The sequence below is a fragment of the Stenotrophomonas sp. STEN054 genome (assembly GCF_056854535.1).
This window is the reverse complement of record NZ_JBXFWG010000009.1, coordinates 50,051-76,009: the sequence shown is the minus strand read 5'-3', so window position 1 is coordinate 76,009 and position 25,959 is coordinate 50,051. Positions and strand designations below refer to the sequence as shown.

At 68.0% G+C, this 25,959-nt stretch carries 27 protein-coding genes and 2 tRNA genes; 22 read left to right on the top strand and 7 right to left on the bottom strand.

The genetic code is table 11. The features are described 5' to 3' along the window. Window positions 1-58: 58 nt before the first annotated feature. Window positions 59-1,015, bottom strand: a complete 957-nt coding sequence (locus tag AC1VXD_RS05530) for a cation diffusion facilitator family transporter (protein ID WP_482991208.1) — start codon at window positions 1,013-1,015, stop codon at window positions 59-61. Window positions 1,016-1,246: 231 nt separating this feature from the next. Here AC1VXD_RS05530 and AC1VXD_RS05525 point away from each other — a divergent pair, with 231 nt between their 5' ends. The 4 genes from AC1VXD_RS05525 to AC1VXD_RS05510 all read left to right on the top strand — a co-directional run bounded on the left by AC1VXD_RS05525 (window position 1,247) and on the right by AC1VXD_RS05510 (window position 6,366). Further along, the gene (locus tag AC1VXD_RS05525; protein WP_482991207.1) at window positions 1,247-2,701 is read left to right on the top strand and encodes a SulP family inorganic anion transporter; all 1,455 of its coding nucleotides are present in this window, start codon (window positions 1,247-1,249) and stop codon (window positions 2,699-2,701) included. Window positions 2,702-2,854: 153 nt separating this feature from the next. Beyond that, window positions 2,855-3,313, top strand: a complete 459-nt coding sequence (locus AC1VXD_RS05520) for a lysozyme inhibitor LprI family protein (RefSeq protein WP_482991206.1) — start codon at window positions 2,855-2,857, stop codon at window positions 3,311-3,313. Window positions 3,314-3,338: 25 nt separating this feature from the next. Beyond that, the gene (locus AC1VXD_RS05515) at window positions 3,339-3,938 is read left to right on the top strand and encodes a lysozyme inhibitor LprI family protein (protein WP_482991205.1); all 600 of its coding nucleotides are present in this window, start codon (window positions 3,339-3,341) and stop codon (window positions 3,936-3,938) included. 40 nt (window positions 3,939-3,978) lie between these two features. After that, window positions 3,979-6,366 (top strand): VgrG-related protein, encoded by a 2,388-nt coding sequence (locus tag AC1VXD_RS05510; RefSeq protein WP_482991204.1) that lies wholly within the window; start codon window positions 3,979-3,981, stop codon window positions 6,364-6,366. Between the two features lie 48 nt (window positions 6,367-6,414). Here AC1VXD_RS05510 and AC1VXD_RS05505 read toward each other — a convergent pair whose 3' ends face one another. Together AC1VXD_RS05505 and AC1VXD_RS05500 are read right to left on the bottom strand one after the other, a co-directional pair. After that, complete coding sequence (locus tag AC1VXD_RS05505) at window positions 6,415-8,196, bottom strand: peptidoglycan-binding domain-containing protein (RefSeq protein WP_482991203.1); 1,782 nt, start codon at window positions 8,194-8,196, stop codon at window positions 6,415-6,417. Between the two features lie 43 nt (window positions 8,197-8,239). Further along, on the bottom strand, window positions 8,240-8,644 hold the full coding sequence (locus AC1VXD_RS05500; RefSeq protein ID WP_482991202.1) for a lysozyme inhibitor LprI family protein: 405 nt from the start codon (window positions 8,642-8,644) through the stop codon (window positions 8,240-8,242). A 234-nt stretch (window positions 8,645-8,878) separates the two neighbouring features. Between AC1VXD_RS05500 and dusA the strand changes: the two genes are divergently transcribed. From dusA to AC1VXD_RS05480, 4 genes are all read left to right on the top strand, one after another. After that, window positions 8,879-9,910, top strand: coding sequence for a tRNA dihydrouridine(20/20a) synthase DusA (gene dusA / locus AC1VXD_RS05495; protein WP_482991201.1), 1,032 nt, complete (start codon window positions 8,879-8,881; stop codon window positions 9,908-9,910). 212 nt (window positions 9,911-10,122) lie between these two features. Then, entirely contained in the window at window positions 10,123-10,503 is a 381-nt protein-coding gene (locus AC1VXD_RS05490) for a PepSY domain-containing protein (RefSeq protein WP_482991200.1), read from the top strand. A 71-nt stretch (window positions 10,504-10,574) separates the two neighbouring features. Continuing rightward, window positions 10,575-11,258 (top strand): response regulator transcription factor, encoded by a 684-nt coding sequence (locus AC1VXD_RS05485; protein WP_004136763.1) that lies wholly within the window; start codon window positions 10,575-10,577, stop codon window positions 11,256-11,258. A 22-nt stretch (window positions 11,259-11,280) separates the two neighbouring features. After that, entirely contained in the window at window positions 11,281-12,705 is a 1,425-nt protein-coding gene (locus tag AC1VXD_RS05480) for an ATP-binding protein (RefSeq protein ID WP_482991199.1), read from the top strand. 91 nt (window positions 12,706-12,796) lie between these two features. Here AC1VXD_RS05480 and AC1VXD_RS05475 read toward each other — a convergent pair whose 3' ends face one another. Together AC1VXD_RS05475 and AC1VXD_RS05470 are read right to left on the bottom strand one after the other, a co-directional pair. Next, window positions 12,797-13,585 carry a M90 family metallopeptidase gene (locus AC1VXD_RS05475; RefSeq protein ID WP_482991198.1) on the bottom strand — a complete coding sequence of 263 codons (789 nt, stop codon included), beginning with the start codon at window positions 13,583-13,585 and terminating at the stop codon, window positions 12,797-12,799. Next, window positions 13,552-13,836: a hypothetical protein gene (locus tag AC1VXD_RS05470; RefSeq protein ID WP_482991197.1), complete on the bottom strand. Its 285-nt coding sequence runs from the start codon at window positions 13,834-13,836 to the stop codon at window positions 13,552-13,554. Before AC1VXD_RS05470 ends, AC1VXD_RS05475 begins: the two co-directional genes overlap by 34 nt. A 142-nt stretch (window positions 13,837-13,978) precedes the next feature. Here AC1VXD_RS05470 and birA point away from each other — a divergent pair, with 142 nt between their 5' ends. The 4 genes from birA to AC1VXD_RS05450 all read left to right on the top strand — a co-directional run bounded on the left by birA (window position 13,979) and on the right by AC1VXD_RS05450 (window position 16,801). Beyond that, window positions 13,979-14,944: a bifunctional biotin--[acetyl-CoA-carboxylase] ligase/biotin operon repressor BirA gene (gene birA, locus AC1VXD_RS05465; RefSeq protein ID WP_482991196.1), complete on the top strand. Its 966-nt coding sequence runs from the start codon at window positions 13,979-13,981 to the stop codon at window positions 14,942-14,944. After that, a complete protein-coding gene (locus tag AC1VXD_RS05460; protein ID WP_108767424.1) occupies window positions 14,941-15,672 on the top strand; it encodes a type III pantothenate kinase in 732 nt (243 codons plus the stop codon). Before birA ends, AC1VXD_RS05460 begins: the two co-directional genes overlap by 4 nt. A 10-nt stretch (window positions 15,673-15,682) precedes the next feature. Continuing rightward, window positions 15,683-16,528 (top strand): SPOR domain-containing protein, encoded by an 846-nt coding sequence (locus tag AC1VXD_RS05455; RefSeq protein ID WP_482991195.1) that lies wholly within the window; start codon window positions 15,683-15,685, stop codon window positions 16,526-16,528. Window positions 16,529-16,725: 197 nt separating this feature from the next. Continuing rightward, window positions 16,726-16,801 (top strand) — tRNA-Thr (locus AC1VXD_RS05450). Window positions 16,802-16,811: 10 nt separating this feature from the next. Here AC1VXD_RS05450 and AC1VXD_RS05445 read toward each other — a convergent pair. Then, the gene (locus AC1VXD_RS05445; protein WP_482991194.1) at window positions 16,812-17,099 is read right to left on the bottom strand and encodes a helix-turn-helix domain-containing protein; all 288 of its coding nucleotides are present in this window, start codon (window positions 17,097-17,099) and stop codon (window positions 16,812-16,814) included. A gap of 90 nt (window positions 17,100-17,189) precedes the next feature. On the opposite strand from AC1VXD_RS05445, the gene AC1VXD_RS05440 reads away from it, so the two are divergent. From AC1VXD_RS05440 to AC1VXD_RS05395, 10 genes are all read left to right on the top strand, one after another. After that, window positions 17,190-17,639 carry a hypothetical protein gene (locus AC1VXD_RS05440; RefSeq protein WP_482991193.1) on the top strand — a complete coding sequence of 150 codons (450 nt, stop codon included), beginning with the start codon at window positions 17,190-17,192 and terminating at the stop codon, window positions 17,637-17,639. A 145-nt stretch (window positions 17,640-17,784) separates the two neighbouring features. Further along, window positions 17,785-18,714: a transglutaminase family protein gene (locus AC1VXD_RS05435; RefSeq protein ID WP_482991192.1), complete on the top strand. Its 930-nt coding sequence runs from the start codon at window positions 17,785-17,787 to the stop codon at window positions 18,712-18,714. Beyond that, a complete protein-coding gene (locus AC1VXD_RS05430) occupies window positions 18,714-19,469 on the top strand; it encodes an RHS repeat-associated core domain-containing protein (protein ID WP_482991191.1) in 756 nt (251 codons plus the stop codon). Before AC1VXD_RS05435 ends, AC1VXD_RS05430 begins: the two co-directional genes overlap by 1 nt. Next, window positions 19,466-19,897, top strand: a complete 432-nt coding sequence (locus AC1VXD_RS05425) for a hypothetical protein (RefSeq protein WP_482991190.1) — start codon at window positions 19,466-19,468, stop codon at window positions 19,895-19,897. The genes AC1VXD_RS05430 and AC1VXD_RS05425 overlap by 4 nt, the downstream gene beginning before the upstream one ends. 343 nt (window positions 19,898-20,240) lie before the next feature. Next, window positions 20,241-20,540 (top strand): helix-turn-helix transcriptional regulator, encoded by a 300-nt coding sequence (locus AC1VXD_RS05420; protein WP_482991189.1) that lies wholly within the window; start codon window positions 20,241-20,243, stop codon window positions 20,538-20,540. A gap of 3 nt (window positions 20,541-20,543) precedes the next feature. After that, window positions 20,544-22,568, top strand: a complete 2,025-nt coding sequence (locus AC1VXD_RS05415; RefSeq protein ID WP_482991188.1) for an AAA family ATPase — start codon at window positions 20,544-20,546, stop codon at window positions 22,566-22,568. 449 nt (window positions 22,569-23,017) lie between these two features. Then, window positions 23,018-23,518: a hypothetical protein gene (locus AC1VXD_RS05410; RefSeq protein ID WP_482991187.1), complete on the top strand. Its 501-nt coding sequence runs from the start codon at window positions 23,018-23,020 to the stop codon at window positions 23,516-23,518. Further along, window positions 23,511-23,756, top strand: a complete 246-nt coding sequence (locus AC1VXD_RS05405) for a hypothetical protein (RefSeq protein ID WP_482991186.1) — start codon at window positions 23,511-23,513, stop codon at window positions 23,754-23,756. Before AC1VXD_RS05410 ends, AC1VXD_RS05405 begins: the two co-directional genes overlap by 8 nt. A 646-nt stretch (window positions 23,757-24,402) precedes the next feature. Beyond that, complete coding sequence (locus AC1VXD_RS05400; protein ID WP_482991185.1) at window positions 24,403-25,125, top strand: hypothetical protein; 723 nt, start codon at window positions 24,403-24,405, stop codon at window positions 25,123-25,125. Then, window positions 25,118-25,396, top strand: a complete 279-nt coding sequence (locus AC1VXD_RS05395) for a hypothetical protein (RefSeq protein ID WP_482991184.1) — start codon at window positions 25,118-25,120, stop codon at window positions 25,394-25,396. The genes AC1VXD_RS05400 and AC1VXD_RS05395 overlap by 8 nt, the downstream gene beginning before the upstream one ends. A 346-nt stretch (window positions 25,397-25,742) precedes the next feature. On the opposite strand, the gene AC1VXD_RS05390 is transcribed toward AC1VXD_RS05395, so the two are convergent. Then, window positions 25,743-25,829 (bottom strand) — tRNA-Asp (locus AC1VXD_RS05390). Window positions 25,830-25,959: the final 130 nt, after the last annotated feature.

Below are 25,959 nucleotides of genomic sequence, written 5' to 3'. Positions count from 1 at the left end.
TCCAGCAGGACGATAGGTGATGAGCCGTCCTGGATATTTGATGCATCGTCCTGTCGGCTTAGAGGGTCCACTCGCGGTCGGTGGTGAACATGATCGTCAGCCAGCGGTCCGGCGAGGCCTCGCCCAGCGCATCGCCGATCTCGTCGCGCAGCTGGTCCCACTCCACCAGCGGCCGTGCCGGGTCGTCCTCGCGGACCACGAAGAAGAGCTCGATCTGCTCGCCTCGGCCGACCTGGGCCACGTAGCTGCGGTGTTCGACGAAACCATGCCGGGCCACGATGTCGCGCGCCACGGCATCCACGTGCGCCTGCAGCTCCGGCGGGGTCACCAGCAGGATCCCGGCCAGCGCGCGGCGCACCGTGCCCAGCGGCGCCACCATAACGAACAGACAGACCACCGCCAGGATGGCCGGATCGATATAGGGCCCGACCCAGGCCAGCGATGTGCCCTGCACCAGCACGCCGCCCACGAACGCGACCACATAGCAGGCCGACATGCTGGCGGCGATCACCCAGTTCTTCGCGTCCAGGGCGATGAAATCCGAACCGATGCGGCGGTTGGCGCGCCACACGAACGCACCGAACGCACTTTCCGCCAGCAGCGAGACCACGCCGAACACGATGGCCGGTCCCAGAGCGATGTGACGCCCGCCAGACATCAGCGCATCCACCGCATTGACCAGCGCGTACAGCGCCGCGCCGATCATCAGCAGGCCGCTCACCCCCAGTACGATCGGTTCCAGGTGCCAGAAGCCCATGGTGAAGCGCTGGTTGAGCCGCGACTGCAGCGCATCGGTCTGGGTGGAAAGCGCGATCAGGCGTGCCACCAGCAGCGACAGCCAGGTCATCACCACGTCGATCAGGCCGTAGATGCCGTCGAAGATGATCAGCGAGGAATTGGCCAGCAGGCCGAACACCACGCCGGCCAGCGCAACGGCCAGCGAAAAGGCGATGGACAGGCGCAGCACGCCCTGTTCGGTGGCGGGGTCGAAGAAGCGGGGATGCTCGGCGGCCATGGTTCAATTGTAGAGCGGAGCCATGCTCCGCTGCTGTGTCGCCCCCGTGCGCTATCCCTGCCGGGTCGCTTCCCGTAGACTGCGCGCCTCCCACGTACCGGCTCCCGACTGCAGTGATCACGCCACCCTGACCCTTGCCGCACCTCGGCAGCCGGCCCGCCCGGCTCAGGAACCCGTGTCTTTCCACTGCAGCGCCACGTGGCCCCATGCCCGTGCGCGCGGAGTTTTCCCATGCAAACGTCCTACCCCCTGCGCCAGCAATGGCTCGGCAACATCCGTGGTGATCTGCTGTCCGGCATGGTCGTCGCCCTGGCCCTGATTCCCGAGGCCATCGCCTTTTCGCTGATCGCGGGCGTCGACCCCAAGGTCGGCCTGTACGCCGCGTTCTCGATCGCCGTGGTCACCGCCATCGCCGGCGGCCGCCCCGGCATGATCTCCGCCGCCACCGGCGCAATGGCGCTGGTGATGGTCGACCTGGTCAAGGACCACGGCCTGCAGTACCTGTTCGCCGCCAGCATCCTGGCCGGCCTGCTGCAGGTGCTGGCCGGCGTGTTCAAGCTCGGCTCGCTGATGCGCTTCGTCTCGCGCTCGGTCATCACCGGCTTCGTCAACGCGCTGGCCATCCTCATCTTCCTGGCGCAGATGCCGGAACTGATCGGCCGCGGCCCCACCGTCTACGTGCTGTGTGCCGCCGCGCTGGCCATCATCTACCTGCTGCCGCGCATCACCCGCGCGGTGCCGTCGCCGCTGGTCGCCATCGTCGTGCTCACCGCCGTGGTCGTCGGCTTCGGCGTGGACGTACGCAGCGTCGGCGACATGGGCCAGCTGCCCGACAGCCTGCCGCACTTCCTCCTCCCCGACGTGCCCCTCACCTGGGAAACGCTGCGCATCCTGCTGCCGGTGTCGGCCACGCTGGCCGTGGTCGGCCTGCTCGAATCGATGATGACCCTGCAGATCGTCGAGGACATCACCGGGACCCCCAGCGAGCGCAACCGCGAGTGCGTCGGCCAGGGCGTGGCCAACACGGTCACCGGCTTCCTCGGCGGCATGGCCGGCTGCGCGATGATCGGCCAGTCGGTCATCAACGTGACCTCCGGTGGCCGCGGCCGCCTGTCCTGCCTGGTGGCCGGCGCGCTGCTGCTGCTGCTGGTGGTGTACGGCAGCGACCTGGTGCGGCAGATCCCGATGGCGGCGCTGGTGGCGGTGATGATCATGGTCAGCATCGGCACCTTCAGCTGGCGCTCGCTGCGTGACCTGCGCACCCATCCGCGCAGCTCGTCCGCCGTGATGCTGCTGACCGTGGTGGTCACCGTCGCCACCCACGACCTGGCCAAGGGCGTGCTCAGCGGCGTGCTGCTGTCGGCACTGTTCTTCGCGCGCAAGGTCGGCCGCATGCTGGATGTGCAGCGTGACGACACCGCCGATACCCAGGTCTACCGCGTGCGCGGCCAGGTGTTCTTCGCCTCGGCCGGGCAGCTGGGCGCGGCGTTTGATTACCAGCACGTGGCGCCGAAGGTGCAGATCGACCTGCGTGATGCCCATCTGTGGGACCTGACCGCGGTGGCGGCGCTGGAGCGCGCGCAGGAAAAGCTGGCCGCGCATGGTGCGCAGGTGACGGTGGTGGGCCTCAATGCCGCCAGCCAGACCCTGATCGAGCAGGTGGGTGGCGCGCGCGGCGGACATTGAGCCACCGCGACGGCGCCCACACAATCTGAATCCGGTCAGGCACCTGAAACCCGGGCCGCCGTAGGATTGCCGGCGTGATGGGGACCGATGGACGGCCCCGCCCGGGCCAGCGTCTGCTGGCCCCACGCCAGGGAGATGCAGGTGATGCAGGCAATGCGCTTCCGTAAGCACATGCCCCTGAACCGCCGACGCTGGACGGCGCTGATGCTGTGCACGGCACTGGGCGCGTGCCAGGCGTCTTCCTCCACGCCATCGGCCGAAGCGGCCGCCACCGCGCCCGCGCAGGCCGTGCTGCGGCCTGCATACAGCCAGTGCGTGCAGGACGCGCGTGGCATGGACGACCCGCTTGAAGCGTGCGACGCCAGCGAGCTGGCCTACCAGCAGAAGCAGATGGAGGCCGAGGTCGCGCGCCTCATGGATGGCCCCGATGGTCCGGCCAAGGACCGCTGGATGGACGAGCAGGTGAACTGGGCCGAAGACACCGACATGCGTTGTTCACCAGCCAGCGACCACGTGGGACCGATGCTGGATGCACAGTCGTGCCGCATCAACCGGTATGCCCGCCGCGCCGTCGAGCTGCGTTCGCGCGAGCTGGCGGCACACCTTCAGTGATCCCGCTTCCAAGGAGAGATGAGCAATGCAGGCAATGATGCTGTTCACGTGCAACCGACGCCTTCTACCCGCCAATGCGGCTGCATTCGTTCTTGCGCTGGTTATCAGCTTCGCCCTGACCGCCTGCAAGGACACGACGGCGGACGCGACGACGGCTGCGGCCCCTGCAGCCGCGGCCCAGTCAGGTAACGCTGCCCCCGCAGCCCCGCCGGCAGCGCTCGCCGCACCCGGCGCGTCCACCTCGGCCGACGCCGATGCGGATGACTTCCCGGCCCCGCGCCCGGATGACTCATACAAGACGGCTACGCTGCGTCCGCAATACGCGACCTGCGTGAATGCTTCCGGCGGCGCGACGCCCGCTCTGCAGGCCTGTGGCGATGAGGAACTGCGCTACCAGGAAGACCGGTTGGCGGCGATTGTCGCAGAGCAGGTGGCCCGCCCGGACAGCAAGGCCAAGGATGACTGGATGGAGGCGCAGGCCGCGTGGTGGTCCGACACCAACCGTTACTGCACGTCGGACCCCGGTACCGAAGGCCAGGGCCAGATGCTGGACGCACAGTCCTGCCGCATCAACCGCGTGGCCAACCGCGTGGACCAGTTGAACGCTTCGACCGATCAACCCTGAGCACCCCCTTCGAACCTCCAAACGCAAGGAGACCAGCAGCATGGACGTGGTGACCGACGCAAAGAAGGCGATGGACGGCTGGCACCGCGGCCAGACGTCCGCAAGCTACGAAACCAGCAACCGCGGCCCGGGCTGGATTTCCTCCGGAAAGGGCGACCATGGCGGCGTGTCCTATGGCACCTACCAGTTCGCCAGCGCAGTGGGCGGGGTGGACGAATACCTGGCGGGCTCGCGTTACGGCGCCGAATTCCGTGGCCTGACACCGGCCACCCAGGCCTTCAACGATCGCTGGAAGGAGGTCGCCGACCGGGACCCGGGGGCCTTCGGTCGCGACCAGCACACCTTCATCCAGCACCAGTACTACGACAAGCAGCTTGCGCGCCTGAAGGATGCCGGGGTGGATCTGCACGGCCGTGGCCCAGCGGTGCAGGATGCCCTGTGGAGCACGTCGGTGCAGTACCGGAACATGACCCGCGGTGTCTTCGTCAACGGGCTGAAGCAGGCCTATGGCGATGGTTACAAGCTGTCTGAACTGAGTGATGAGCAGATCGTGCGCGCGGTGCAGGATTACAAGCACGACAACGTGCAAAGGCACTTCGAGAGTTCACCCACGCAATGGAATGCGCTGCGCGAACGCACGCTCAACGAGAAGGCGGATCTGGTCGGGCTGGCGCGTTACGAGCAGGTCAGCCGCCATCCGCAGGATTTCCAGGGCAAGACCTACGAACAGGCGTTCGGCGAGCCGCTGCACCGTGCGCGGGGCAGTCATGCCGCGCGCCCAGCGATGGCCGACGGCGTCCTGGTGCAGGGCGAGCACGGTGCCGAGGTGCAGTCCCTGCAGCAGAAGCTGGCGCAGGCCGGCTACACCGGCAAGGACGGCAAGGCGCTGAATCCCGATGGCGATTTCGGCGGCAATACCGAACACGCGGTGCGACAGTTCCAGAAGGCCCATGGGCTTGAGGAAGATGGCAAGGCCGGTCGCGATACGCTGGCCGCGCTGGGCGCGGGTACCCAGACGCGAGCAGCCGCGGACGAGCGAAGCCACTCGCCGACGCCGACGCAGACGTCGGCCCCTGCGGCCGCTGCTGCCGCCCCCGGTGGGGGCCGCATCACCGTGGTCGAACCGTATGGCAACGTCACCAGCAATCGCACGCTGGCCCATGGCATGAGCGGGGACGAGGCGTATCGCCTGCTGAAGATCCACCACCCCAACACCAACGCCGAAGCGGTGCGGACCGGCGATGCCAGCAAGGCCGATCGCCAGTCCGGCATGGTGGAAGGGGAGATGGAGAACATCCGCACCACCGGCGACAAGAACGGCATTCCGCTGGTGCGCAAGGACCTGATCCTGACCGACCGCCTGGCCAACCGCGATGTGATGATCCCCAACCCGGTGGCAGGCTACGTGGAGTTCCTGAAGGACCCCACCAACGGCATCCGCATCTACAGCCACCCGGCCGGCGATCCGCGTCGCGAGCTGGTCGGCCAGGTCATGCACGGTGCGGCTGGATCGTCGCCGTACAAGAACGGTGACTTCGTTGAATACGGCGCGCCGCTGGTCAAGCAGTCAAACGCTGGCACCAAGGCGGTGCACGCCCACATCGAGCTCGAGCCGGACCAGTACCGCCGCTACCTGGGCGACATGCTCAACGACCGCATCACCCTGGGCGGCACGGTGCACGCGCAGGGCCCCGCCGCCGCGCAGGCCGCGCGCACTGCGCAGCAGGCACCCATGGCCGACGGCATGCTGGTGAAAGGCGAGCGGGGGGATGAGGTCAAGGCGCTGCAGGGCAGGCTGGCCGCGCTGGGTTACACCGCCGCCGACGGCAAAGCGCTGGGCGCCGATGGCATCTTCGGCAAGGACACGCTGGCTGCGGTCAAGCAGTTCCAGGCCAACAACGGCCTGGACGACGACGGCAAGGCCGGCCGCCTGACGTTGGCGCGCCTGCAGGATCCGGCTGCAGTGAAGGCCGGCGCGCAGACCACCGCCGCCCCGTCACGCACCGAGCCGGTGGCACCGGCCGCACCAGCCAGCATGCGTGACGCCGGGCATGTCGAGAACCCGCGCTTCAACCAGGCGCTGGAGAAGCTGCAGGCGCTGCAGCAGCAGCGCACGCAGGCTGGGCTGAGCCCGCTGTTTGCCAACGCGCAGGAAACCGAACGTGCCGCCGGCCAGCTGGCCTATGAGAGCAAGGTTGCCGGCATGCGCCAGATCGACCATGTGCTCGCGCGCCCGGATGGCACGGGCCTGTTCGCGGTGCAGGGCAATGTGGGCGACCCGGCTGCACAGCGCGCCTTCGTCGATCGCCAGCAGGCGGTGTCGCAGTCGGTGGAAGCCAGCACCCGGCAGAGTGCCGAGCTGGATACCCAGTTCAGCCCGCAGGTGCAGGCCCAGCAGGAGGAACAGGTGAAGGGGCGCGCGCTGTAACGCTGCTGAAAAGGCAGGCCCCGGAATGTCCCGGGGCCTGTCGTGAGCTTACGCCATCATGGCTCGCGGGCCGTGCTGCTGGGTCTGCTGGTCGATCCGCTGCTGCTCGCGCTGCTGGTCGCTTGCCTGCAGGGCGCGCTCGCTGTTTTCCTGCACGCTCTGGCCCATCGCCTCGGCCGTGGACACCGGCGCGGAATTGCGGTTCAACGCGCTTTCGTCGCGCATCGCATTGGCCTGCACGGCGCGCGCCATCGAGCCATCCTGGTTGAGCTCCACCCGGTCGATCTTCCACATCCCGGCCCGGGTCGCTTCCACGGTGAGGGCGGCGGCCAGCTTCTCGCTGTGTTCGCCGGACGGCAGCCCGCGCGCTTCCTCGGCGAACTTCACCTGCACCAGCGTCTCGGTGTACAGCCAGTTCTGCGGGCTTCGCGGGTCGGACATCGGGTACACCGTCTCGCGCGCCGGATCGGCGGCGGTCTGCTGTCCCGGGTTCTGGCCCTGGCCCTGCGCCCGCTGCTGCACTTCGCTGGCGAGTGCCTGGCGGGTGTCCGCATCGGCGATGCCGGTGGCGGGCAGGCCGTGCTGCTGCTGGAACGTGTTGATGGCATGGCGGCTGCCAGTGCCCAGGTAGCCATCGCTGGCAATGGCCTGGCCCTTGGCATCGGTCAGCCCCAGCGCGGCCAGGTTGCCCTGCAGTTCGCGCGCTTCGCGGTCGATGGCGGTCAGCGTGTCACGGCCGGCCTTGCCGTCCACCGGATCGAGGTTGTGCGCGCGCTGGAACGCTTCCACCGCCTGGCGGGTGCTGGCATCGAAGCGGCGGTCGGGGTTCAGCGTCTGCTGGCCGTCCGCGCTGGCAAAGCCGAGCGCCACCAGGTTGTTCTCCAGCTTCAGCACCTCGCGGCCGCTGGAGCCTTCCTTCAGCGTCTGCGAAGCGGCCTGCTGCCGCGGCGCGCCGATCTGGCCCAGCGCCACCTGGATGTCGGCATCGTTCTGCTCGCCGGCAGGCGAGAAGTCGCGGCTGCTCACCTTGGCGTGGGCGCGGTCCATCGCGTCCTTGTTGTTGGCGTAGGCGTCTTCGTAGCGCACAGCGATGTCACCGGCCTTGGGCGCATCGAAATACTGGTAGGTCTCGCGGATCTGGCCCGCCTTGGCGCGCAGCGCCTCGTAGTCACCGCCTTCTTCCAGCACCTTCTGCAGCTTGGGCAGCTGGCTGGGCAGCTGGTTGGCGGTCTTGGCGATCAGGCTGATCGCTTCGAAGCGGTTTTCCTCGGCGATGTTGCTGCCATGCGTGTCCACCATCGTCATACCAGTCTGGGTGGCGTTGCGCACCTGCGGGTAATCGATGTTGGCGTGGATCCACTGCTTGCCTTCGGCCGACCCCGCCCAGGCATTGATGCTGTCGCGGGTGTTGGTGTCGATGAATTCGATCGAGCTGCGCCCGCTGAGGCCATTGCCGTGGCTGAGCAGGTCGCGGCGCAGGTCGGCGTGGTCCTGGGTGAAGGGCAGGTTGTGAGCCTTCGCATAGGAGCTGGCCTGTTCGATCACTGCATCGACATAGGTGGTCTCGCCCGGTTTCAGAGCGTGCCCGTCGATGGCGCCCAGCGCCCATTCGCCACGCTGGCCGAAGTCGACCTGGATCGCGCCCAGGCTGTAACCGCTGTTCTGTGCGACCCGGCTGACGGTGCCCCAGTGCGGTTCGCTCACGCCCTGGGTGATGCCGGCGATGGCCAGGTGGTAGGACGCCGGGCCGCCCTCGGTGCCGCGGCCGACCGCGAAGTACACCGCGCCGGAGGTGGCATCCAGGTCGTGGGTGTCGATATTGGTAGGCATCTTCTACATCCTTGTGCAGGGGGAGGGCATGCCCTCCCGAAGGTCAGTCCAGCAGCTGCAGGTAGGCCTGGAGCTGGTCCGCACGTGCGCTCAGGCGCATCGCGTCGTTCAATCCGCTCTGCAGGTTGCCCGGCTGCGAATCGTCGTACAGCGCGGTCTCCAGTTCGCCATCGCGGCTGCGCGACTGCAGCCAAGCGCGTTGCGCGTTCACCAGCCTGGTCTTTTTGGCGCCGCTCAGTTTGGCCTGCAGCTGCTTGTAGGCCTGGTTCAGGCGCTGGTCCTGGCGGTTGGTTTCCGAGGACAGGCACGCGGCCTGCTCGATCGCCCCCTGCGCCTTGTCCCTGCAGGCGGTGAAGGTCGGGCTCAGCCCGGTCGCGGCCGGTGCCGCAGTCGCCGTGCCGACGGCCAGGGCAGCCACGACCAGTGCTGCGGCGAGGGTCCTGCTCATACGCTTGTGCTGCATCATCTGCTCCACACGTCCAATCCATTGCGAGCGCGGGACTATAGCGGCGTCAACATTCCGACACCGTCAACGGAGGGCGATAACTGTGGCCGGTTGCTCAGGATGATGGGTCTGGATCGGCCTGGCCTTCAGGCAGGCCGCGCTGGTGCCGTTTCCCAGCGCCCAAGGCCCGCCCGGCGCCATTCAGCCGCCCGGTGTAAACTATTGATCTCACTGGCAATGCCAGTCTCCACGATCAACACCCCGATGACGTCCGCCACCGCCCGTTACGCCGATTCCCTGCGCCTGTCCGTTGCCCCCATGATGGATTGGACGGACCGCCACTGCCGCGTGTTCCACCGCGTACTGGCGCCGGGTGCCCGGCTGTACACCGAGATGGTGCACGCCAACGCCGTCATCCACGGCGACCGCGAGCGCCTGCTCGGCTTCGACGGCAGCGAACAGCCGCTGGCCCTGCAGCTGGGCGGCAGCGATCCGGCCCTGCTGGCGCAGGCCGCGCGCATCGCCGCCGACTGGGGCTACGACGAGGTCAACCTCAACTGCGGCTGCCCGTCCGACCGCGTGCAGGCCGGGCGCTTCGGTGCCTGCCTGATGCGCGAACCGGCGCTGGTGGCCGAGTGCGTGGCGGCGATGGTTGCGGCGGTGGACATCCCGGTGACGGTCAAGTGCCGCCTGGGCGTGGACGAGGACAACGAGTACGACGTGTTCGCCAGCTTCGTCGACCGCCAGGTCGCCGCCGGTGCCGCCATGGTCGTGGTCCACGCGCGCAACGCCTGGCTGAAAGGCCTGTCGCCGAAGGAGAACCGCGAGGTTCCGCCGCTGAAGTACGACTGGGCCCACCGCCTGAAGCAGGAGCGCCCGGCGCTGCCGGTGGTCATCAACGGTGGCCTGGCCACGGTGGAGGCCGTGCAGGCCCAGGCCGCGCATGTCGATGGCGTCATGCTCGGCCGCGCCGCGTACCACGACCCCTACCTGCTGCATCAGCTGGAGGCGCTGCACACCGGCGCCGCGCTGCGCCCGCGTGGCGAACTGCTGCGCGCGATGCGCACCTACATCGAGGCTCGCCTGGGCGAGGGCCTGGCCCTGAAGCACATCACCCGCCACCTGCTGGGCCTGTTCCACGGCCAGCCGGGCGGCCGCGCGTTCCGCCAAGTGCTGAGCGAGGGCGCACACCGCCCCAGCGCCGACTGGGCGCTGATCGAGCAGGCGCTGGCGGTCACCGAGCGCGAGGCCGATCGCGCCGCAGCGTGATTTCAGTCACATTCCTGACTTGACAAGGCCCGGGGATTCGTCCCGAATGTTCACTTAGATGAACGACGCTGGAGAGCACCCGGAAAAGTTCAGATCGGATTCACCGCGCCAAACCAATCATTTGCAAAGGAAATGTAAAGGCCGGGTCCGTATCCGGCGTTCCGGATTTACGACTTTTGAACGAATCGCCGTGCTCGGCTAGGATCGCATCGATGTCTTCCGCCCCCTTCCACCGCCGCATTGCCCTGGCCACCTGCGTGGTCCTGGCCGCTGCCCCCCTTTCTGCAGCGATGGCCCAGCAGCCACCGCGCGGTGGTGGCGAGCCTCGGGCAGCCATGCGCGCGGACATGATGGATCGTGGTGGCCGTGGCGACGACCGTTCGCTGTCCGATGCCGTGCGCAGCGTGCAGCGCTCCACCGGTGGCCACATCCTCGGCGCCGAACGGGTGCAGTTCGATGGGCGGGACATTCGTCGCGTGAAATACATGGATGACCGGGGCCGGGTCCGCTACATGGACGATCCCGCTCCGGCACGTTCACAGCCGCGCACGCCGCGGCAGGATATGTCATCACTACGCGGCGATAACCCCTGAACAGGGATAGTTGCCGTAATACACCGTACCCACAGGCCTCCGGGCCACACCCAGGACACTAGGGAGAGTTCATGCGTATCCTTCTGGTCGAAGACGAAGCCCCGCTGCGTGAGACCCTGGCAGCCCGGCTCAAGCGCGAAGGTTTTGCCGTCGATGCCGCACAGGACGGCGAGGAAGGCCTCTACATGGGCCGCGAAGTACCGTTCGACGTCGGCATCATCGACCTGGGCCTGCCCAAGATGTCGGGCATGGAGCTGATCAAGGCCCTGCGCGACGAGGGCAAGAAGTTCCCGGTGCTGATCCTGACCGCGCGTTCGAGCTGGCAGGACAAGGTCGAAGGCCTCAAGCAGGGCGCCGACGATTACCTGGTCAAGCCGTTCCATGTGGAAGAGCTGCTGGCCCGCGTCAACGCGCTGCTGCGACGCGCTGCTGGCTGGAGCAAGCCGACTCTGGAATGCGGTCCGGTTGCCCTGGACCTGGCAGCACAGACGGTCAGCGTCGCCGGCAGCAATGTCGACCTGACCAGCTACGAGTACAAGGTGCTGGAATACCTGATGATGCATGCCGGTGAACTGGTCTCCAAGGCCGACCTCACCGAGCACATCTACCAGCAGGATTTCGACCGCGACTCGAACGTGCTGGAAGTCTTCATCGGCCGCCTGCGCAAGAAGCTGGACCCGGATGGCGAACTGAAGCCGATCGAGACCGTGCGTGGCCGCGGCTACCGTTTCGCGATCCCGCGCAACGAGGGCTGAGCCTTCCACAAGGCGATAAACGATGTCCGGCCGTCTGTGGTTCTTCCGACGCTGGCGGCCGCGCTCACTGCAGGCGCGCCAGCTGTTCGCCGCGTCCGTGGGCCTGGTCGCGTTCTTGGCCCTGGCCGGTTACGCGCTGGATGCCGCCTTCGCCGACACGGCGAAGGCGAACCTGCGTGAGCGCCTGAAGAACTACGCCACGGCCTACGCGGCCGGCATCGACTTCACCCGCGACCGCTCGCTGTACATCCGCGAGCAGCCGCCGGATCCGCGCTTCGACGTGCCAGGCAGTGGCCTGTACCTGCAGGTGGTGATGCCGGACGGCAAGGGCAATTCGATGTCCGCCGAAGGCCCGATGCTGCCCACCGTGGGCGGCGGCCTGCTGGCCCCGCGCCAGGAAGTGTTCGAAGGCCCGCTGCCGATGATCCAGATCGACGGCAGCCAAGGCTCGGTGTACCGCTATGGCCTGGGCCTGGTGTGGGACGCCGACGCCGACCCCGCCACCGAATTCCCGTACACCATCTATGTGATGGAAGACTCGCGCGCGCTGGGCGCGCAGCTGCGCGTGTTCCGCAGCCGGGTCTGGTTCTACCTGGGCGGCATCGGCCTGATCCTGCTGCTGCTGCAGACCGTCATCCTGCAGTGGAGCCTGCGCCCGTTGCGCCGGGTCATCACCGAGCTGACCAAGGTGCAGCGCGGCGAAACCGAGCGCATGAGCGAACGCCACCCGCGCGAGCTGGAGCCGCTGACCGACAGCATCAACGCCTTCATCGAGAGCGAGCGCGAGAACCTCGAGCGCCAGCGCAACACCCTTGCCGACCTGGCGCACAGCCTGAAGACGCCGATCGCCGTGCTGCGCACGCAGATGGACAGCGGTGCCGGCGATGGCGCCCTGCGCGAGGAACTGGACGTGCAGCTGCAGCGGATGAACAACCTGGTGTCCTACCAGCTGGCGCGCGCCGCCTCGTCGGGCCACAAGCTGTTCTCTGCGCCGCTGCCGGTGGAATCCAACGCCGAGGAAATCGTGCGTGGCCTGGAGAAAGTCTACGCGTCGAAGGGCGTGTTCTGCGAATTCGACATCGACCCGGCCGCGCGTTTCCACGGCGAACCGGGCGACCTGCAGGAACTGCTGGGCAACCTGCTGGAGAACGCCTTCAAGTGGGCCAAGCGCCGTGTGCTGCTGACCGCGCAGCCGCTGCCGGCACAGAACGCGCGCCGCGCCGGCCTGCTGCTGGCGGTGGACGACGATGGCCCCGGCATTGCCCCGGAAGACATCGGCAAGGTGCTGCAGCGTGGTGTGCGCGGCGACGAACGCGTGCAGGGCCACGGCATCGGCCTGTCGATCGTGCAGGACCTGATCAAGGATTACCGCGGCGAACTGCTGGTGGCCCGCTCCAGCGAACTGGGCGGCGCCCGCTTCGAAGTGCGGTTGCCGCCGGGGCCGTAACGATCCGGCATCCGATCCGCCGGGCACGGCCCGGCGCTACCGGTCGACGTGCCCCCAGGTAGCGCCGGGCCATGCCCGGCGTACGGATGAATCAACGGATCCTCGCCGGCGGCTCACCATAGAACCGCCGCAGATGCGCGGCCACCTCCGGCAATGCCTGCGCCAGCACATCCGGCGCGGAGAAGTGGTACTCGCTGGCCACCGCGAAGAACTCTTCCGGCGCCTCGGCTGCATACGGGTCGATCAGCGTTTCCACGCCGGCATCCACCTGCGCACAGAACGTATCGTAGGACGCCTGGAAGACCGCGGCCCATTCGCGCTGCCACGCACGCGGCAACGGCGGCGTGCCGTCCATCGCGCCATCCAGTGCATCCAGCTTGTGCACCATCTCGTGCACGGCCACGCAGTAGCCCTCGTGCGGTTCGGCCAGGTCGGCCTGCACGTCGGCCCACGACAGGATCAACGGCCCACTGTCCCACGATTCGCCAATCAGTTCGTCATCCCACTCGTGCAGCACGCCGGCTGCATCCATGTGGCTGCGATGCACACGGAAGGCATCGGGGTAGACGATCAGCTGCGACCAGCCTTCCAGCCCGACCTCGCCGAATTCCAGCAGCGGCAGGCAGCACAGCGCGGACAGCAGCACGCCGTCGGCCACCTGCAGCTGCAGGTCGCCAATCGGGGTAATGGTCTTCTCATGCAGGAAGCGGGTGGCCAGTACGCGCAGGCGTGCACGGCGTTCATCGTCCAGGCCCCGCAGCCAGGCGGCGCGGCCGCAGGCCTCATTCCACACCGCGTCTTCGATCGGCCGCGGCGCAGGCCGCAGCCACTGCAGCAACGACTTGATCAGCGGAACATACCCGGCAGGTAGCTGTGCCACTTCGGCGCGCGGATGCGCTGCAGCACATCGTCATCGCTGCCGCCGCCGCCGCTGCTGGTCGCGCTGCTCGCCGCCGGGCGCACCGGTGCCGGCTTGGCCGCGGTGGCCGAAGCGGTGGTGCTCGGCGCGCGCTGCGAAGCGGCATCCGGAGTGGAGTACACACAGGCCCCACGGCTGTCGTCCAGCGATGCTGTTGCCGAGGCCGCAAAGGGCATCGCCAGCAGGATCAGGCAATGGGCATAGTGGCGCATTGACGACATCCAGGTTGAGGGAGGGTGAGTTCCCGATTCTAGCCCGAACCCGGCCCTGGATTGGAAGCCCCGCCCCCGGCACCCCGCGGGCGTCGCTGGCGGCTTTCCCGCATAATTCCGTTCTGACCTTGTGGAAGCTGCCGTGGACGATCGCCAATTGCTGGCCAAACTCGCTGCCGGTCGCCTGTCCGGCGACGCCCTGGCCCGTGAGCTGGGCCAGACCCGGGCGGCAATCTGGAAGCGTATTCAAGGGCTTAGAGCTGCCGGTGTGGACATTGAAGGCCGTGCAGGCGAGGGCTACGGCCTGAGCCGGCCGCTGGAGCTGCTGGACCCGGCGGCCATCCGCGCGCACCTGCCCGGCGACGCCGTGGCCCTGCTGCATGACCTGCAGGTGGCCTGGACGGTGGATTCCACCAATGCCGAATTGTTGCGGTGCAGCGCGCCGCAGCGCGGCGTTTGCGTCCTGCTGGCCGAGCGACAGACCGGTGGCCGCGGCCGTCGTGGCCGCAGCTGGGCCTCGCCGCTGGCCGCCCACGTCTACCTGTCGGTACTGCGCCTGTTCTCTGGTGGCCTGGGCCGCCTGGCCGGCCTCAGCCTGGTGGCCGGCGTTGCCGTGGCCGAGGCCCTGCACGACCTCGGCCACACCCAGGCGCAGCTGAAGTGGCCCAACGACGTGCTGGTGGACGGCCGCAAGCTGGTCGGCCTGCTGGCCGAGGGCGGCGGCGAATACGCTGGCCCGGCGCGTGCGGTCATCGGCATCGGCATCAACGTGCACATGCCGCCGGCCTTCGCCGAACAGATCACCCAGCCCTGGGTGGATCTGGACACCCTGGCCGGCAGCCACGTGGACCGCAACGTGGTGGTGGCCGCCGTGCTGGCGCGCCTGCTGCCGGCGCTGGATGTGTTCGACCGCGAGGGCCTGGCCCCGTTCCTGCCGCGCTATGCCGCCTTCGACATGCTGGCCGGCCGCGAGGTGCGCGTGGAGCTGGAAGGCCAGTGGCAGCACGGCACCGCCCTGGGTCTGGCCGATGACGGCGCCCTGCGTGTACGCATCGATGGCCACGAGCGCCTGCTGCATGCCGGCGAAGTGAGCGTGAGGAAGGCATGAGCGATTGGTTGTTCGACCTCGGCAATTCGCGCTTCAAGTTCGCGCCGTTGCAGGGTGATCGTGCCGGTGATGTGCAGGCCTGGGCGCATGGCGCCGAAGGCATGGCCGCGCAGCCGCCGCACAGCCTGCCCACCGGCGGCACCGCCTTCGTGGCCAGCGTGGCCGCACCGTCGCTGACCACCGCCATGCTGCAGCAGCTTCAGGCCCGCTTCGGCGATGTGCGCGTGGTGCGTACCAGTGCCGAATGCGCGGGCGTGCGCATTGCCTACGCCAAGCCGGAAAAATTCGGCGTCGATCGTTTCCTCGCATTGCTGGCCGCCGCGACCGCACGGCGCCCGGTGCTGGTGGTGGGCGTGGGTACCGCGCTGACCATCGATCTGCTCGACGCCGATGGCCAGCACCACGGTGGCCGCATTTCCGCCTCGCCCACCACCATGCGCGAAGCGCTGCATGCGCGCGCGGTGCAGCTGCCGGCCAGTGGCGGCGACTACAGCGAATTCGCCAACGACACCGCCGACGCGCTGGCCTCCGGCTGTGATGGCGCCGCCGTGGCCCTGGTGGAACGCAGTGCGCGCCAGGCGCAGGCGCTGCTGGGCGTGGCCCCCGCGCTGCTGGTGCACGGCGGCGGCGCACCGGCGTTGATGCCGTTGCTGGACGGCGCCGATTACCATCCGTCGCTGGTGCTGGACGGCCTCGCCCGCTGGGCGGTGCACCAGCCCGCAGGCTAGTATCGGCAGCATGCTGACCCGTGCCCTGATCGTCGTCCTGGCCATCCTCAACGTAGGCGTTGCCAGCTGGTGGCTGCTGCGCACTGAACCCGCGCCGGCCACGCCGCCCCAGCCCGCCACCGGGGTGGCCGAGCTGCGCTGGCTGCCGGGCGGCACCGATGCCGCTGCCGTGGCGCAGACCGCCGCTGCCGCTGCGCCGACCGAGGCACTGCAGGAGCGCGAGGCTGCGCCCAGCGCCGCCGTGGCCGCCACCGAGGCACCGGCAATCACGCCGCCCGCCGACGCCGCTCCGACTGCGGAGGCCGCGCCTGCCGTGACTGCAGCCGCCCAGCCGGCAGAGCCCGTTGTGCAGAAGCCCGTGGTCGAGACGCCCGCCGTGGAGAGGCCTGCCGCGCCGCCGCGCTGCGTCGCCCTCGGGCCCTTCGCCGAGCGTGCAGCGGCCGTGGCCGCACAGGGCCGGGCCGGCAAGCTGCTGGCCCCGGCGCGCCTGCGCGAACAGCCCGCCGCCAGCGGCAGCACCCGCTACCGCGTGCTGCTGCCGGCCGCCGCCAGCCGCGAAGAGGCCCAGGCCACGGTCAAGCGCATCGTCGCCGCCGGGCTCAGCGATTACTACATCATCAGCCAGGGCGAAGAGAGCAACGCCGTCGCCCTGGGCCAGTACCGCAACCGCGAAGGCGCCGAGCGCCGCATCGCCGCCGTGCAGGCGGCCGGTTTCAAGCCGCGCCTGGTGGCCAGCGGCGACGCCGGCCAGTGGTGGCTGGAAGGGCAGCTGGCCGCCGGCAGCGAACCGGCGCAGGCGCAGCAGCGCAGCGGCGCCGCGCAGCATCGGTCGCTGGAATGCACGCGATTGCGCTAGAATCGCCCCACCGCGGCGCTGCCGCCGGTGAAGCACCCATGCCGCTTTAGCTCAGTTGGTAGAGCAACTGTCTTGTAACTCGGACGCGGTTGTTGTGGCGACCGGCCGGAAGGCTAAGCGCGGCAAGGCTTTAGGCTCGCCAGCGCGTAGACTGCGGGACGAGCCGGACACGGTTTGAGCAAGAGAAGTACGACATCGCCGCTTTAGCTCAGTCGGTAGAGCAACTGATTTGTAATCAGTAGGTCGTCCGTTCGATTCGGACAAGCGGCACCATCTCTCATAGTCAGCGCCGCTTTGCGCTGCTTTTTCTGGACTTCGGCTGCAGCTTGGCCGCGCGCTGCTCCAGGTACTCGCCCAGTAGTCCGAGCGGCCTGACGCCGAGCGCTTCGGCGAACTCCACCAGCTCCACGGCATCGATGCGCCGCTCCCCGCGCTCGCACTTGGACACGAAGGTCTGCGTGTTCCCCAGCCGTTCGGCCAGATCAACCTGCGACACGCCAGCCCGCTTGCGGGCCGCCTTCAGGACGGTCAGCAGTAGCTGGTAGTCGGAGTTGTGGGTCGATTGGGCCATCGCGCGGTGACAGGCAGGTCACCGCACGCTAGAGTCCATATTGGATTAGTCCAAAATAGACTATTTACTGGCGTTGCTCAGGGGGAGTGCATGAAGCGGATAGGGGTTCTTCTGGTCGTCCTGGTGGCCCTGGCCTGGGTCGGGTCGAAGATGGTGCCGCGCAGCGAGCCCGCAGTTGTCGCCGCGCCTATAGCGACGGAAGAGCCGTCGCCGAAGCAGGCGCCTGCGGCGTCGCAGCCCGAGCGCCCCATGTCGGCCGCCGAGAAGAAGGCCCAACAGGAGAAGTGGTTCGGCGCCGAGACGATCGTGGCGGCCGAGCGGGCCGTCAGGGCCGAGCTGAAGGACCCGGACGCTGCGCAGTTCCGGGACGTGCGCGCCAACTACACCGAGGAGTTCGGCGTGGTCGCCTGCGGCCGGGTCAATGCCAAAAACAGCTACGGTGGGTACATGGGCTTCCGGCGCTTTGTGTTCGGCGACGGAAGGGTCATCCTTGAGGGGCGGGACAACGTCGCCGACGCTTGGTCGGGCGCCTGCCTGTAGGTCCAGGGGGGCAACTGGACAGTAGCAGTTGACAGGGCCTAGGATCAGCAGCAAGTGGGAGAAGGTTGCAATGGGGAAACGGGCAAGCCGCCGATGGATCGAATGGGCTTGGGGCGCGTGGTTATTCGTCCTGGCCCCGCTTTCGTTGGCCGCCTCTGACTTCTCACCGCTGCGTGCCCAGTTCCAACTTCCCGACGACCGCGTTGATTACGCCGCCGCCAAGCTGGCGGTGGACCACATCATCGAACCGTCCACCGACACTGCGGCAGTGCGCCGGCAGCTCGACGAGTGGGAGCGCGCGGTGCGCGGCAACGTGCCCGCCAACCCGACGGCGCACCAGGTTCTCAACGCCTTGCTCAAGACGCTCTACGTGCCGGGCGAGTGGAACCAGAGCAAGCCTTTCACCTACGACCTGTCGGACCCGCTGGGCAAGAACCCGAAGAACAAGCAGCTAGCCACCTACTTGGCCACGCGCAAGGGCAACTGCGTTTCAATGCCCATCCTTTTTGTCATCTTGGGCCAACGGCTGGGGCTGACCGTTGCGCTGGCCACAGCGCCCAACCACCTGTTGGTGAAGTTCGCCGACGACGAACAGCAGATGTGGTTGAACGTTGAAGCCACAGCGGGCGGCTTCAAATACGACAGCAGCTACCAGCGCGAAACGGGGATCACCGAAGCGGCATTGAGCAATGGACTTTACTTGCGCCCACTGCTGCCGCACGAGGGCGTAGGCGCCATCACCGGCACGCTGATGGAGCACTACGGGGCGAAGAAGGATACCGATGCGCTGATGACCGTGGCCGATCTGGCGCTGGCGGCCAACCCAAAGGACTCGGTGGCGATGATCTGGAAGGCCAACGCCTACTACCTCCAGACCGACCAGCGCATTCGGTCCAAGTATCCGAATGCGGAGGATGTGCCGCCTGAGTTGCACGACGAATACCACCGTTTGACCCGCGAGAATCTGGCGTGGTTCGCCAAGGCCGAATCGCTTGGCTGGACGCAGAAAACGCCGGAGCAGGAAGCCAGCTATCTACAATCCATCCAGCGCGAACGCGCGAAAAGGGAGCCGTGATGCGCATTACCATCCAAGGACTGTTGACCGTGGCGCTGTGCGCCATTGCCTTCAACGCGTCTGCGCGATTCGTCTCAACGGACCCCGTCCAGGCCGCCCCGAACACGGGCGCCAACTACAACCGTTACTGGTATGGAAACAACAATCCCTACCGTTTCACCGACCCAGATGGACGCCTGTCGCGTGGCAGCGGCTGGACGGACAGGCAGTGGAAGCAGTTCGACCGCGCCCAGCAGAGCGCCGCCGGCAGCTTGGAGAAAGCAGCGGGCAAGATCAACGGTGCACTGGCCGAAGGGGGCAAGGCGCTCCAGCGCGCCGAGAAGTCGTTCGAACGCAACTTCGGCGCTGGTACTGCCACGCCGGAGAACATGGCCAAGGCCGCCTCCGACATGGGGGCGATGGCCTCAGCCCTCCGCGACACTGGCTCCGGTGCAATCCCCGCCAATGCGATGACTGGCCAGGCTCTGGCTGCGGCTTACCCTAGCGTCGGTGCCGACACCCTGGCAGGTGTGCCGACATCCGGGCCTGCGCAGGTGTTGGTGAACATTTCTCACCCCGGCTTCAACAGCCCGTCCACGCTTGCTTGGGGCGCTGGTCACGAAACCGGACATGCGGTGCTGGGCTACAAGGATCAGCGGATGAATGGTATTCCGGCCTACAAGTTCGGTACGCCGCAGCAGCAGGAAATCTTCAAGACGCTGCCAGGGCAGCAGCGATTGATCAACCCCGATCACTTGATGGATCAGGCGCGGTGAATCGCGGCCTGTCTCTGCTGACATTGGCGGCGCTCACCGCTTGCGCGTCGTCCGCATCCATCCGCTGGGCGCCGCGTACCGACTTCGCCTTGGAGATAGCGGACAACCCAACCCAGCAACACTTCGTCCTCACCCTGACTTCTAAGGCGGCCGAACCGCTGTGTCTGTCCAAGGAAGCCTGGCCGGCCGAAGCCGGTCTGCCACTGGGTTTCGACGGCGCAACACTCAACACATCTACCGGCCCCCAGGAACTGCTACCCACGGGTAGTGCGTATTGCCCTGGTGGATGCGGCGAAGTGCGTGTGGAGTCAGGCCAATCCGTGCGCGGCGTCCTGCCTTACGCAGCCTTCGGCGACGGTGCGGCCATTGCCGCTGATTCCACGCGCTCGCTGTCATTTGAGATTCACCCGTACATCTGTAGCAGGTAGCTACAACGAGCTCACCGGTGGCCCGTATCGAGTCCGGGGCAGCGCGGCCTGATACCGAGCAGCCCGGACCGAACCGGATGACACAGGCTCACCGGAGAGCCCCGACGCAACGTTGGTGTCAACGCGCGAGCCATCCGGGTACAGTGTGGTTAATCGGGCTGCGAACCAGACCAGCCCGAGGATCGTCGGCAATGGCTATGGCGATCAGAAGTGCTTTCGGTGGCAAGAACAGCCGAGGCCAGCCCAGCATGACGAACTGAGCAGCCCATCTCTGCGACGCGCAGCAGGCCCAGTCCCCCGGCGGCACTCCGCCTCCGCGGGAACCTGGAGATGGAGCACGCCTGTGACTACCCCCGAACCCAAGAAGCTCACCTCCGAGGAGCTGGCCGAGCTGCACGCCCTCCCCGATGAGGCGATGGTCAAGCCCGAGGAGGCCGCCGCGATCCTGCGGCTCAAGCGCGCCACGTTGGCGTGGTACCGCTGCCACGGCGGCGGCCCGAAGTACGCCCGCGTCGGACCGAAGCTGATCCGCTACCGCATGGGCGACCTGCGCGACTACGCGAAGGGTCAGCCGATGGGCGAAGGCGTCCGGCGCGCCGCGACGGCGATGCTCGCCGCGCGCACCGCCAACGCGGAGGGCTGACCGATGGCCGCAAATGAAAACGCCCACGGCGTGCAAGACCGTGGGCGCAGGGGTACAACCGACCGGGAGAGTGAGCTGTCCAAGACTCACGGGGTCAATGATGCCGCGGGGTCCGCAGCCGCGACGCCATCATTTGAGGCCGCGGCCGAGTACCGCGACATCCGCCTCGACCTGATCCCCCTGCGCCGCCGCGACAAGATGCCCGCCGACAAGCGCTGGCAGGAGCGCAGCTACGACCAGGCGGAGGTGCTGGAGCGCGCGAGGCGCGACGGCCTGAACCTGGGCGTGCGCCTGCCCGCCGACTTGGTCGTGGTGGACGTGGACCCGCGCAACTTCCCGCCGGGGCGCGACAGCCTGGCCGACATGGCCGCCGCCTTCGGCTTGGACCTGACGTCTGCGCCGCACGTACTCACCGGCAACCTGGAGCACCCCGGCCACCACTTCTACTTCCGCAAGCCCGCGGGCGCCGTGCTGCTGGACACCGTGGACGGCTTCGAGGGCGTCGAGTTCAAGTCGCTGGGCCGCCAGGTCGTCGCGGCCGGCTCGGTTCACCCGACCGGAGGCCTGTACCGCTGGGCGCCGGACTCGCCCCCGCTGCACGACATGCCGGACCTGCCCGCAAGGCTGGTCGCGGCGGCGCGCAGGCCGGAGAGGAAGCGCGCCACGGGCGCAGGCGAGATCACCGCCGAGCAGCTCGCCGCCTCACTGGAGCACCTGGACCCGACGGACTTCCGCGAGCACGACGGGTGGCGCGACCTGATGATGGCCTGCCACCACGCCACCGACGGCGGGGGGCGACAGGAGTTCATCGACTGGTCCACGTCCGATCCGAAGTTCGCAGATCACGAGTGGAAGGTCGGTCGCCGCTGGGATTCCCTGCACGCCGACCGCGACGACGCGGTGACCATCGCGACGCTGCGCAGGTGCCTCAACGATGCGGGCGCCGACATCGCGCCTCCGGACGCCGCCGACGACTTCGACGTGTGGGACGAGGTCGAGCCGGCCGATGAGCGCAGCCGCTGGAACTTTCTGTCGCTGGACGACGTGGAGTCGCTGCCGCCGCCGAAGTGGCTGGTGCCCGGCGTGCTGACCGAGGGCAGCCTCGCCGCCATCTACGGCGCCCCGGAGTCGGGCAAGTCGTTCCTCGCCGTGGACATGTCGATGGCCGTCGCGGGCGGCCTTGACTGGCACGGCAGGCAGGTCGAGCGCGGCGGCGTCCTGTACATCGCCGCGGAAGGCGCGCCCGGCCTGGGCAAGCGCTTCCGCGCCTGGAAGGTGGACAGGTGCGCCCAGGGTCGCAGGTTCGACTTGCACCTGATGCGCGACGACCTCAACCTCGCGGCGGAGAAGGACGGCGGCGTGCGCGCCTTCGTAGAGGCGGTGACCGAAGGTCTGGGGCCGCTGCGCCTGATCGTCATCGACACCCTCAACCAGACGGCCGCGGGCGCAGACGAGAACTCGGCGAAGGACATGGGCCGATACATCGCGAGCATGAAGCGGCTGCGCGACGCGACGGGCGCCACGGTGGTCGTGGTCCACCACTCGGGCAAGGACCTGAGCAAGGGCATGCGCGGCAGCACGGCGCTGCTGGGCGCGATGGACACCACGGTCGAGGTGGAGCGCGCGACCGACGGACGCTCGCTGGTCGCCACCGTGAAGAAGCAGAAGGACGCGGAGCGCGAACCCCCGATGCGCTTCAACATGGAGAAGGTCGGCGACTCCCTCGTGCTGCGCGCCACCGTGATGGCCGACGCGTCTGGCGACTTCACTGGAGGGATGGACCCGATCCTGGAGCTGTCGCGGCAGGCAGCGGAGGAGCGCGGCGGCAGCATCCCGCTGAAGGAGCTGGCCGAGATCATCTGCGCGCGGGACGGCGTCGCGGACAAGACGGCGCGGCGCCGGATCGAGCGGTCGGTGCCCGAGGGGCGCGACAACGCCAGGGCGTCGGTCGACGGCTTCATGGTGTGGCAGGAAGCGGCGGACCCGCGCAACCCGAAGCTCGGAATCCTGGTCAGGACGGAGGGGTGAACGCGCAATTTCGATTGTCACTGGGCGCGACTTTCGGAGCTCGATTGTCGCGCCCAGTGACAATCGGATTGTCGCCGAAAGTCAGTTTCGATTGTCAGCGCGACAATCTAAGCGCGGTAAGCACTTAGGCCGCTTTCGGCCACCCGATTGTCAAAGCGCAAGTCACTGGCGGATTCGATTGTCACGGCGTTCGTCAGTCTATAGACGACGAACGTGACAATCAGACCGACTATCGAAATTGAACCCTTCCACATCATCGAAAGCACGTGGACGGATGCGTACAACCGCGCGCCAGACCTCTCCCTCACGCGCGTGGATCCAAGCCACCTAATCAGTAGGCGGAGCGACGAAGCCCTCCAAGCCGCTGATCCGGAAAGAGGAATGCTGGCTTCCTGCGCGCACCTAACACGGCACGATCACGCCGTAAGCCATTTTCTCGGGAGTCGGCCGTGGCCGCTAAGAAGTTCACGCCCGAGGTGCAGGAGCTGTTCCTCCAGGTACTCGAGGACACCGCGTCGCCGAAGCAGGCGGCCCAGGTGTGCGGCATCTCCAGGCGCCTCGCGTTCGAGTACAAGCAGAACGACCTGGACTTCAGGCGCCGCTGGGAACAGTCCATCCAGATCGCGATGGACGCCCTGCTGGAGGAGGCTTACAGGCGTGCGGTGGTCGGCGTGGACGAGCCGGTCATCTACCAGGGCCAGGTATCGACGGCGCGCGACCCGCAGACCGGCGAGGAGCGCGCGCTCACGGTGAAGAAGCACAGCGACCGCCTGCTTGAGGTGATGCTCAAGTTCCACTACGGCGACGAGATGGCCGAGCGCCTGCGGGTGAAGGTCGAGGACACGGGGCTGTCTGCCGACGCGCTGCTGCAGATGCCAGCCGGCGAGCGTGCGCAGCTGGTCGCGCTGCTGGGCAAGTACAACGCGAACAAGGAGCGAGACGATGAGTGACAAGCTGACGGTGGCCGAGGCGCTCGCCAAGGCCGAGCAGATCGACGTGATGCTAGGCGCGATCCAGGCGACGGCGCCCGATGCGGTCGAGGCGATGGGCGGGCGCGACGCCCTAGCCCGGCGCAGCGAGATGACTTGCGTCGGCCCGGTGCCGCGCCTGGACGTCGCGGAGTGGGAGCGCATGTCGCTGGAGTACGAGGACACCCGCGAGCATGGCAGCGTCAACCGGGGGCACTAACGGGCACGCGGTCGCCGTCGAGGTGGACGGGGTGCGATATCCCTCCGCCAGGTCGGCGGCCCAGGCGCTCGGCGTCAGCCCCAACGGCGTGTCGGGCCGGTGCCACTCCGACAGGTGGCCCAGCTACCGCTGGCTCGGCGCGACGCCCGGCCCGCGCGCGGTGCACGACCCTTCCACGGTGCGGATCGCCAGGGAGCTCATCGAGCCCGCGCGCTGGCCGAACGACGGCGGCGCGCGACGCGCCCCCGTGACGGACCCCAACTACGACCCGCCCAGGGTGGTGCGCCGGGTCGGCTGGCTCCGGTGCATGTGCTGCGGGCGCTCCCACTTCTCCGACGACGTGGCCCGGGCGCGCATGTGCGTGGAGTGCGGTGGCACGGGCGGGTGGCCCGTAGGCGCACGCCCGGCCGGGGACGACTGACTACCCGTCGGAGGGCGGAGCGCCGCCAAGCCCATGAACCGCAAGCCACCGCGACGGCGGCAGCGACGAGGGAAACACGGTCGGAGAACGATGGCGTTCGCGGCCAGCGCTCCCCGACACATTGAACGCATCCGGTCAGCGCACAGGCGCGCAGACCACCCCGCGGCTGGGGACGCGCTCGTGACAGGCGACCGGAGGACCACAACCCACCGGAGCACACGAGCTATGAAGATCACCCTCAGCGACACCCAGCTACTCAGCCCGCAGCAGATCGGCGAGCTCGCCTCGCAGCTCGACACGCTGCACTCCCGCGTCCTCAAGGCCATCGAGCGCCTGAACAAGGACGTCGCCACCAAGAAGACCGAGATCGCCTCGCGCTGGAAGAACGCGCCGGGCGTCGGCGCCGGCGACCTGGCGCGCTTCGCGCAGAACGAGACCCTCGCGGCCGTGCGCCAGATCAGGGACAACAGCAAGGCCGAGCTCGACAAGTTGCTCAAGGACGCGGGCGCCCCGCACGCGCAGCTCATCGCGCAGAAGCCGTTCTACGACTCCCCGGCGAAGGTCCTGGCCCGCGCGGCACTGGGCGACCCCAAGCGCACCGAGTACCTCCAGCAGCTCCAGCACGCCGGACCGGCCGAGCTCGGCCACATGGCCCAGGTCGCCGTCGGCACGCGCAACCTGGCCCTGGCCTCGGCGGTGCTGTCCCTGATCGACCGCATGCCGTCCAAGGACCGCCCGGTGGGCCCCGTCGAGCTGGCTACCGCCATGCGCATGGACGACTTCCTCAAGGTCCAGGAGTACGTGAAGCTGGGCGACGCGCGCCTCCAGGGCATCCTGGTCACCATCCGCGCTTGGAACGCCGGCAAGGCCAACCCCATCAGCTCGGTCCAGCTCGCGATGCGCGAGCGGGACATCGACCACGGACTGATCGGGGGCGGCGATGAATAAGCAGGCCCACTACGCGGCGGACCACCCGGTGGCGATCGCGCTCACCGGCATGGTCACCGCCCTGCGCACGGGCCGCGACCTCCTCGCATCCCTGGCCGAACGGGCCGAGGCTGCGGGCGTCCGCCCGTACTCCGACTACTTCGACGACGCGGCGCGCCTGGCGGGCATGCCGTACTGCCGCGCGCTGGACCTGTACGTGGACCGCGAGACCAAGCGCCGGGCCGACCGACTTGGCTACCACCAGGCGCACCTCGCGCTCTGCTCAGCCTGACCGAGCAAACCCGGCCGGGTTGGTTAGGTGCGCAGAGGGCAACGGGTGGCTCGGCCGTGTTTCGGAGGGGATGTCCCAAGGGCATCCCCTTCTTTTTCAATCCATTAGGGGACTCTATTCACCAACTGGCGATCAGCGGGCTCTCGGACGGGGCCACGGCGGGCGGTGCTGCGTGGCCTGGAAACGGGCGTCTGGTCTACAGGCGAGCCCAAGTCCAGCCCCGAAGGCGACGAAGATGCCTCTGAGCAGACGGCCGGACCCCGGATGCCAAGCGGCGAAGACTAGACAAAAAAGCGCCACCTGAACGGGTCAGGTGGCGCCGATGTCGTTAATTTGCTAATATCTCTGGTGCCCACGGCGGGATTTGAACCCGCAATCCGTGCATGGAGGAGGCTTGACAGGCCCCTGCGTATACCAATTTCGCCACATGGGCTGTGGTTTAGACAACTTCGCAATCCAGACGGCCTGAAGCCTTTGACAAGCTTCAGGCCGTTTCTTTTTCATCGTCCGCATGGATCGCCCGGGTGCCTACCTCCCGGTTCTGTCTACGGACGACGTCAGCT

What these genes read in the sequence shown, in the direction of transcription:
- AC1VXD_RS05455 (WP_482991195.1), top strand. Translation starts at nt 15,683, where the DNA reads ATGCTGACCCGTGCCCTGATCGTCGTCCTGGCCATCCTCAACGTAGGC.
- AC1VXD_RS05485 (WP_004136763.1), top strand. Translation starts at nt 10,575, where the DNA reads ATGCGTATCCTTCTGGTCGAAGACGAAGCCCCGCTGCGTGAGACCCTG.
- AC1VXD_RS05530 (WP_482991208.1), bottom strand. Translation starts at nt 1,015, where the DNA reads ATGGCCGCCGAGCATCCCCGCTTCTTCGACCCCGCCACCGAACAGGGC.
- AC1VXD_RS05525 (WP_482991207.1), top strand. Translation starts at nt 1,247, where the DNA reads ATGCAAACGTCCTACCCCCTGCGCCAGCAATGGCTCGGCAACATCCGT.
- AC1VXD_RS05440 (WP_482991193.1), top strand. Translation starts at nt 17,190, where the DNA reads ATGAAGCGGATAGGGGTTCTTCTGGTCGTCCTGGTGGCCCTGGCCTGG.
- AC1VXD_RS05430 (WP_482991191.1), top strand. Translation starts at nt 18,714, where the DNA reads ATGCGCATTACCATCCAAGGACTGTTGACCGTGGCGCTGTGCGCCATT.
- AC1VXD_RS05405 (WP_482991186.1), top strand. Translation starts at nt 23,511, where the DNA reads ATGAGTGACAAGCTGACGGTGGCCGAGGCGCTCGCCAAGGCCGAGCAG.
- AC1VXD_RS05415 (WP_482991188.1), top strand. Translation starts at nt 20,544, where the DNA reads ATGGCCGCAAATGAAAACGCCCACGGCGTGCAAGACCGTGGGCGCAGG.
- AC1VXD_RS05505 (WP_482991203.1), bottom strand. Translation starts at nt 8,196, where the DNA reads ATGCCTACCAATATCGACACCCACGACCTGGATGCCACCTCCGGCGCG.
- AC1VXD_RS05515 (WP_482991205.1), top strand. Translation starts at nt 3,339, where the DNA reads ATGCAGGCAATGATGCTGTTCACGTGCAACCGACGCCTTCTACCCGCC.
- AC1VXD_RS05500 (WP_482991202.1), bottom strand. Translation starts at nt 8,644, where the DNA reads ATGAGCAGGACCCTCGCCGCAGCACTGGTCGTGGCTGCCCTGGCCGTC.
- AC1VXD_RS05395 (WP_482991184.1), top strand. Translation starts at nt 25,118, where the DNA reads ATGAATAAGCAGGCCCACTACGCGGCGGACCACCCGGTGGCGATCGCG.
- AC1VXD_RS05400 (WP_482991185.1), top strand. Translation starts at nt 24,403, where the DNA reads ATGAAGATCACCCTCAGCGACACCCAGCTACTCAGCCCGCAGCAGATC.
- AC1VXD_RS05490 (WP_482991200.1), top strand. Translation starts at nt 10,123, where the DNA reads ATGTCTTCCGCCCCCTTCCACCGCCGCATTGCCCTGGCCACCTGCGTG.
- AC1VXD_RS05480 (WP_482991199.1), top strand. Translation starts at nt 11,281, where the DNA reads ATGTCCGGCCGTCTGTGGTTCTTCCGACGCTGGCGGCCGCGCTCACTG.
- AC1VXD_RS05445 (WP_482991194.1), bottom strand. Translation starts at nt 17,099, where the DNA reads ATGGCCCAATCGACCCACAACTCCGACTACCAGCTACTGCTGACCGTC.
- dusA (WP_482991201.1), top strand. Translation starts at nt 8,879, where the DNA reads ATGCCAGTCTCCACGATCAACACCCCGATGACGTCCGCCACCGCCCGT.
- AC1VXD_RS05520 (WP_482991206.1), top strand. Translation starts at nt 2,855, where the DNA reads ATGCGCTTCCGTAAGCACATGCCCCTGAACCGCCGACGCTGGACGGCG.
- AC1VXD_RS05460 (WP_108767424.1), top strand. Translation starts at nt 14,941, where the DNA reads ATGAGCGATTGGTTGTTCGACCTCGGCAATTCGCGCTTCAAGTTCGCG.
- AC1VXD_RS05470 (WP_482991197.1), bottom strand. Translation starts at nt 13,836, where the DNA reads ATGCGCCACTATGCCCATTGCCTGATCCTGCTGGCGATGCCCTTTGCG.
- AC1VXD_RS05510 (WP_482991204.1), top strand. Translation starts at nt 3,979, where the DNA reads ATGGACGTGGTGACCGACGCAAAGAAGGCGATGGACGGCTGGCACCGC.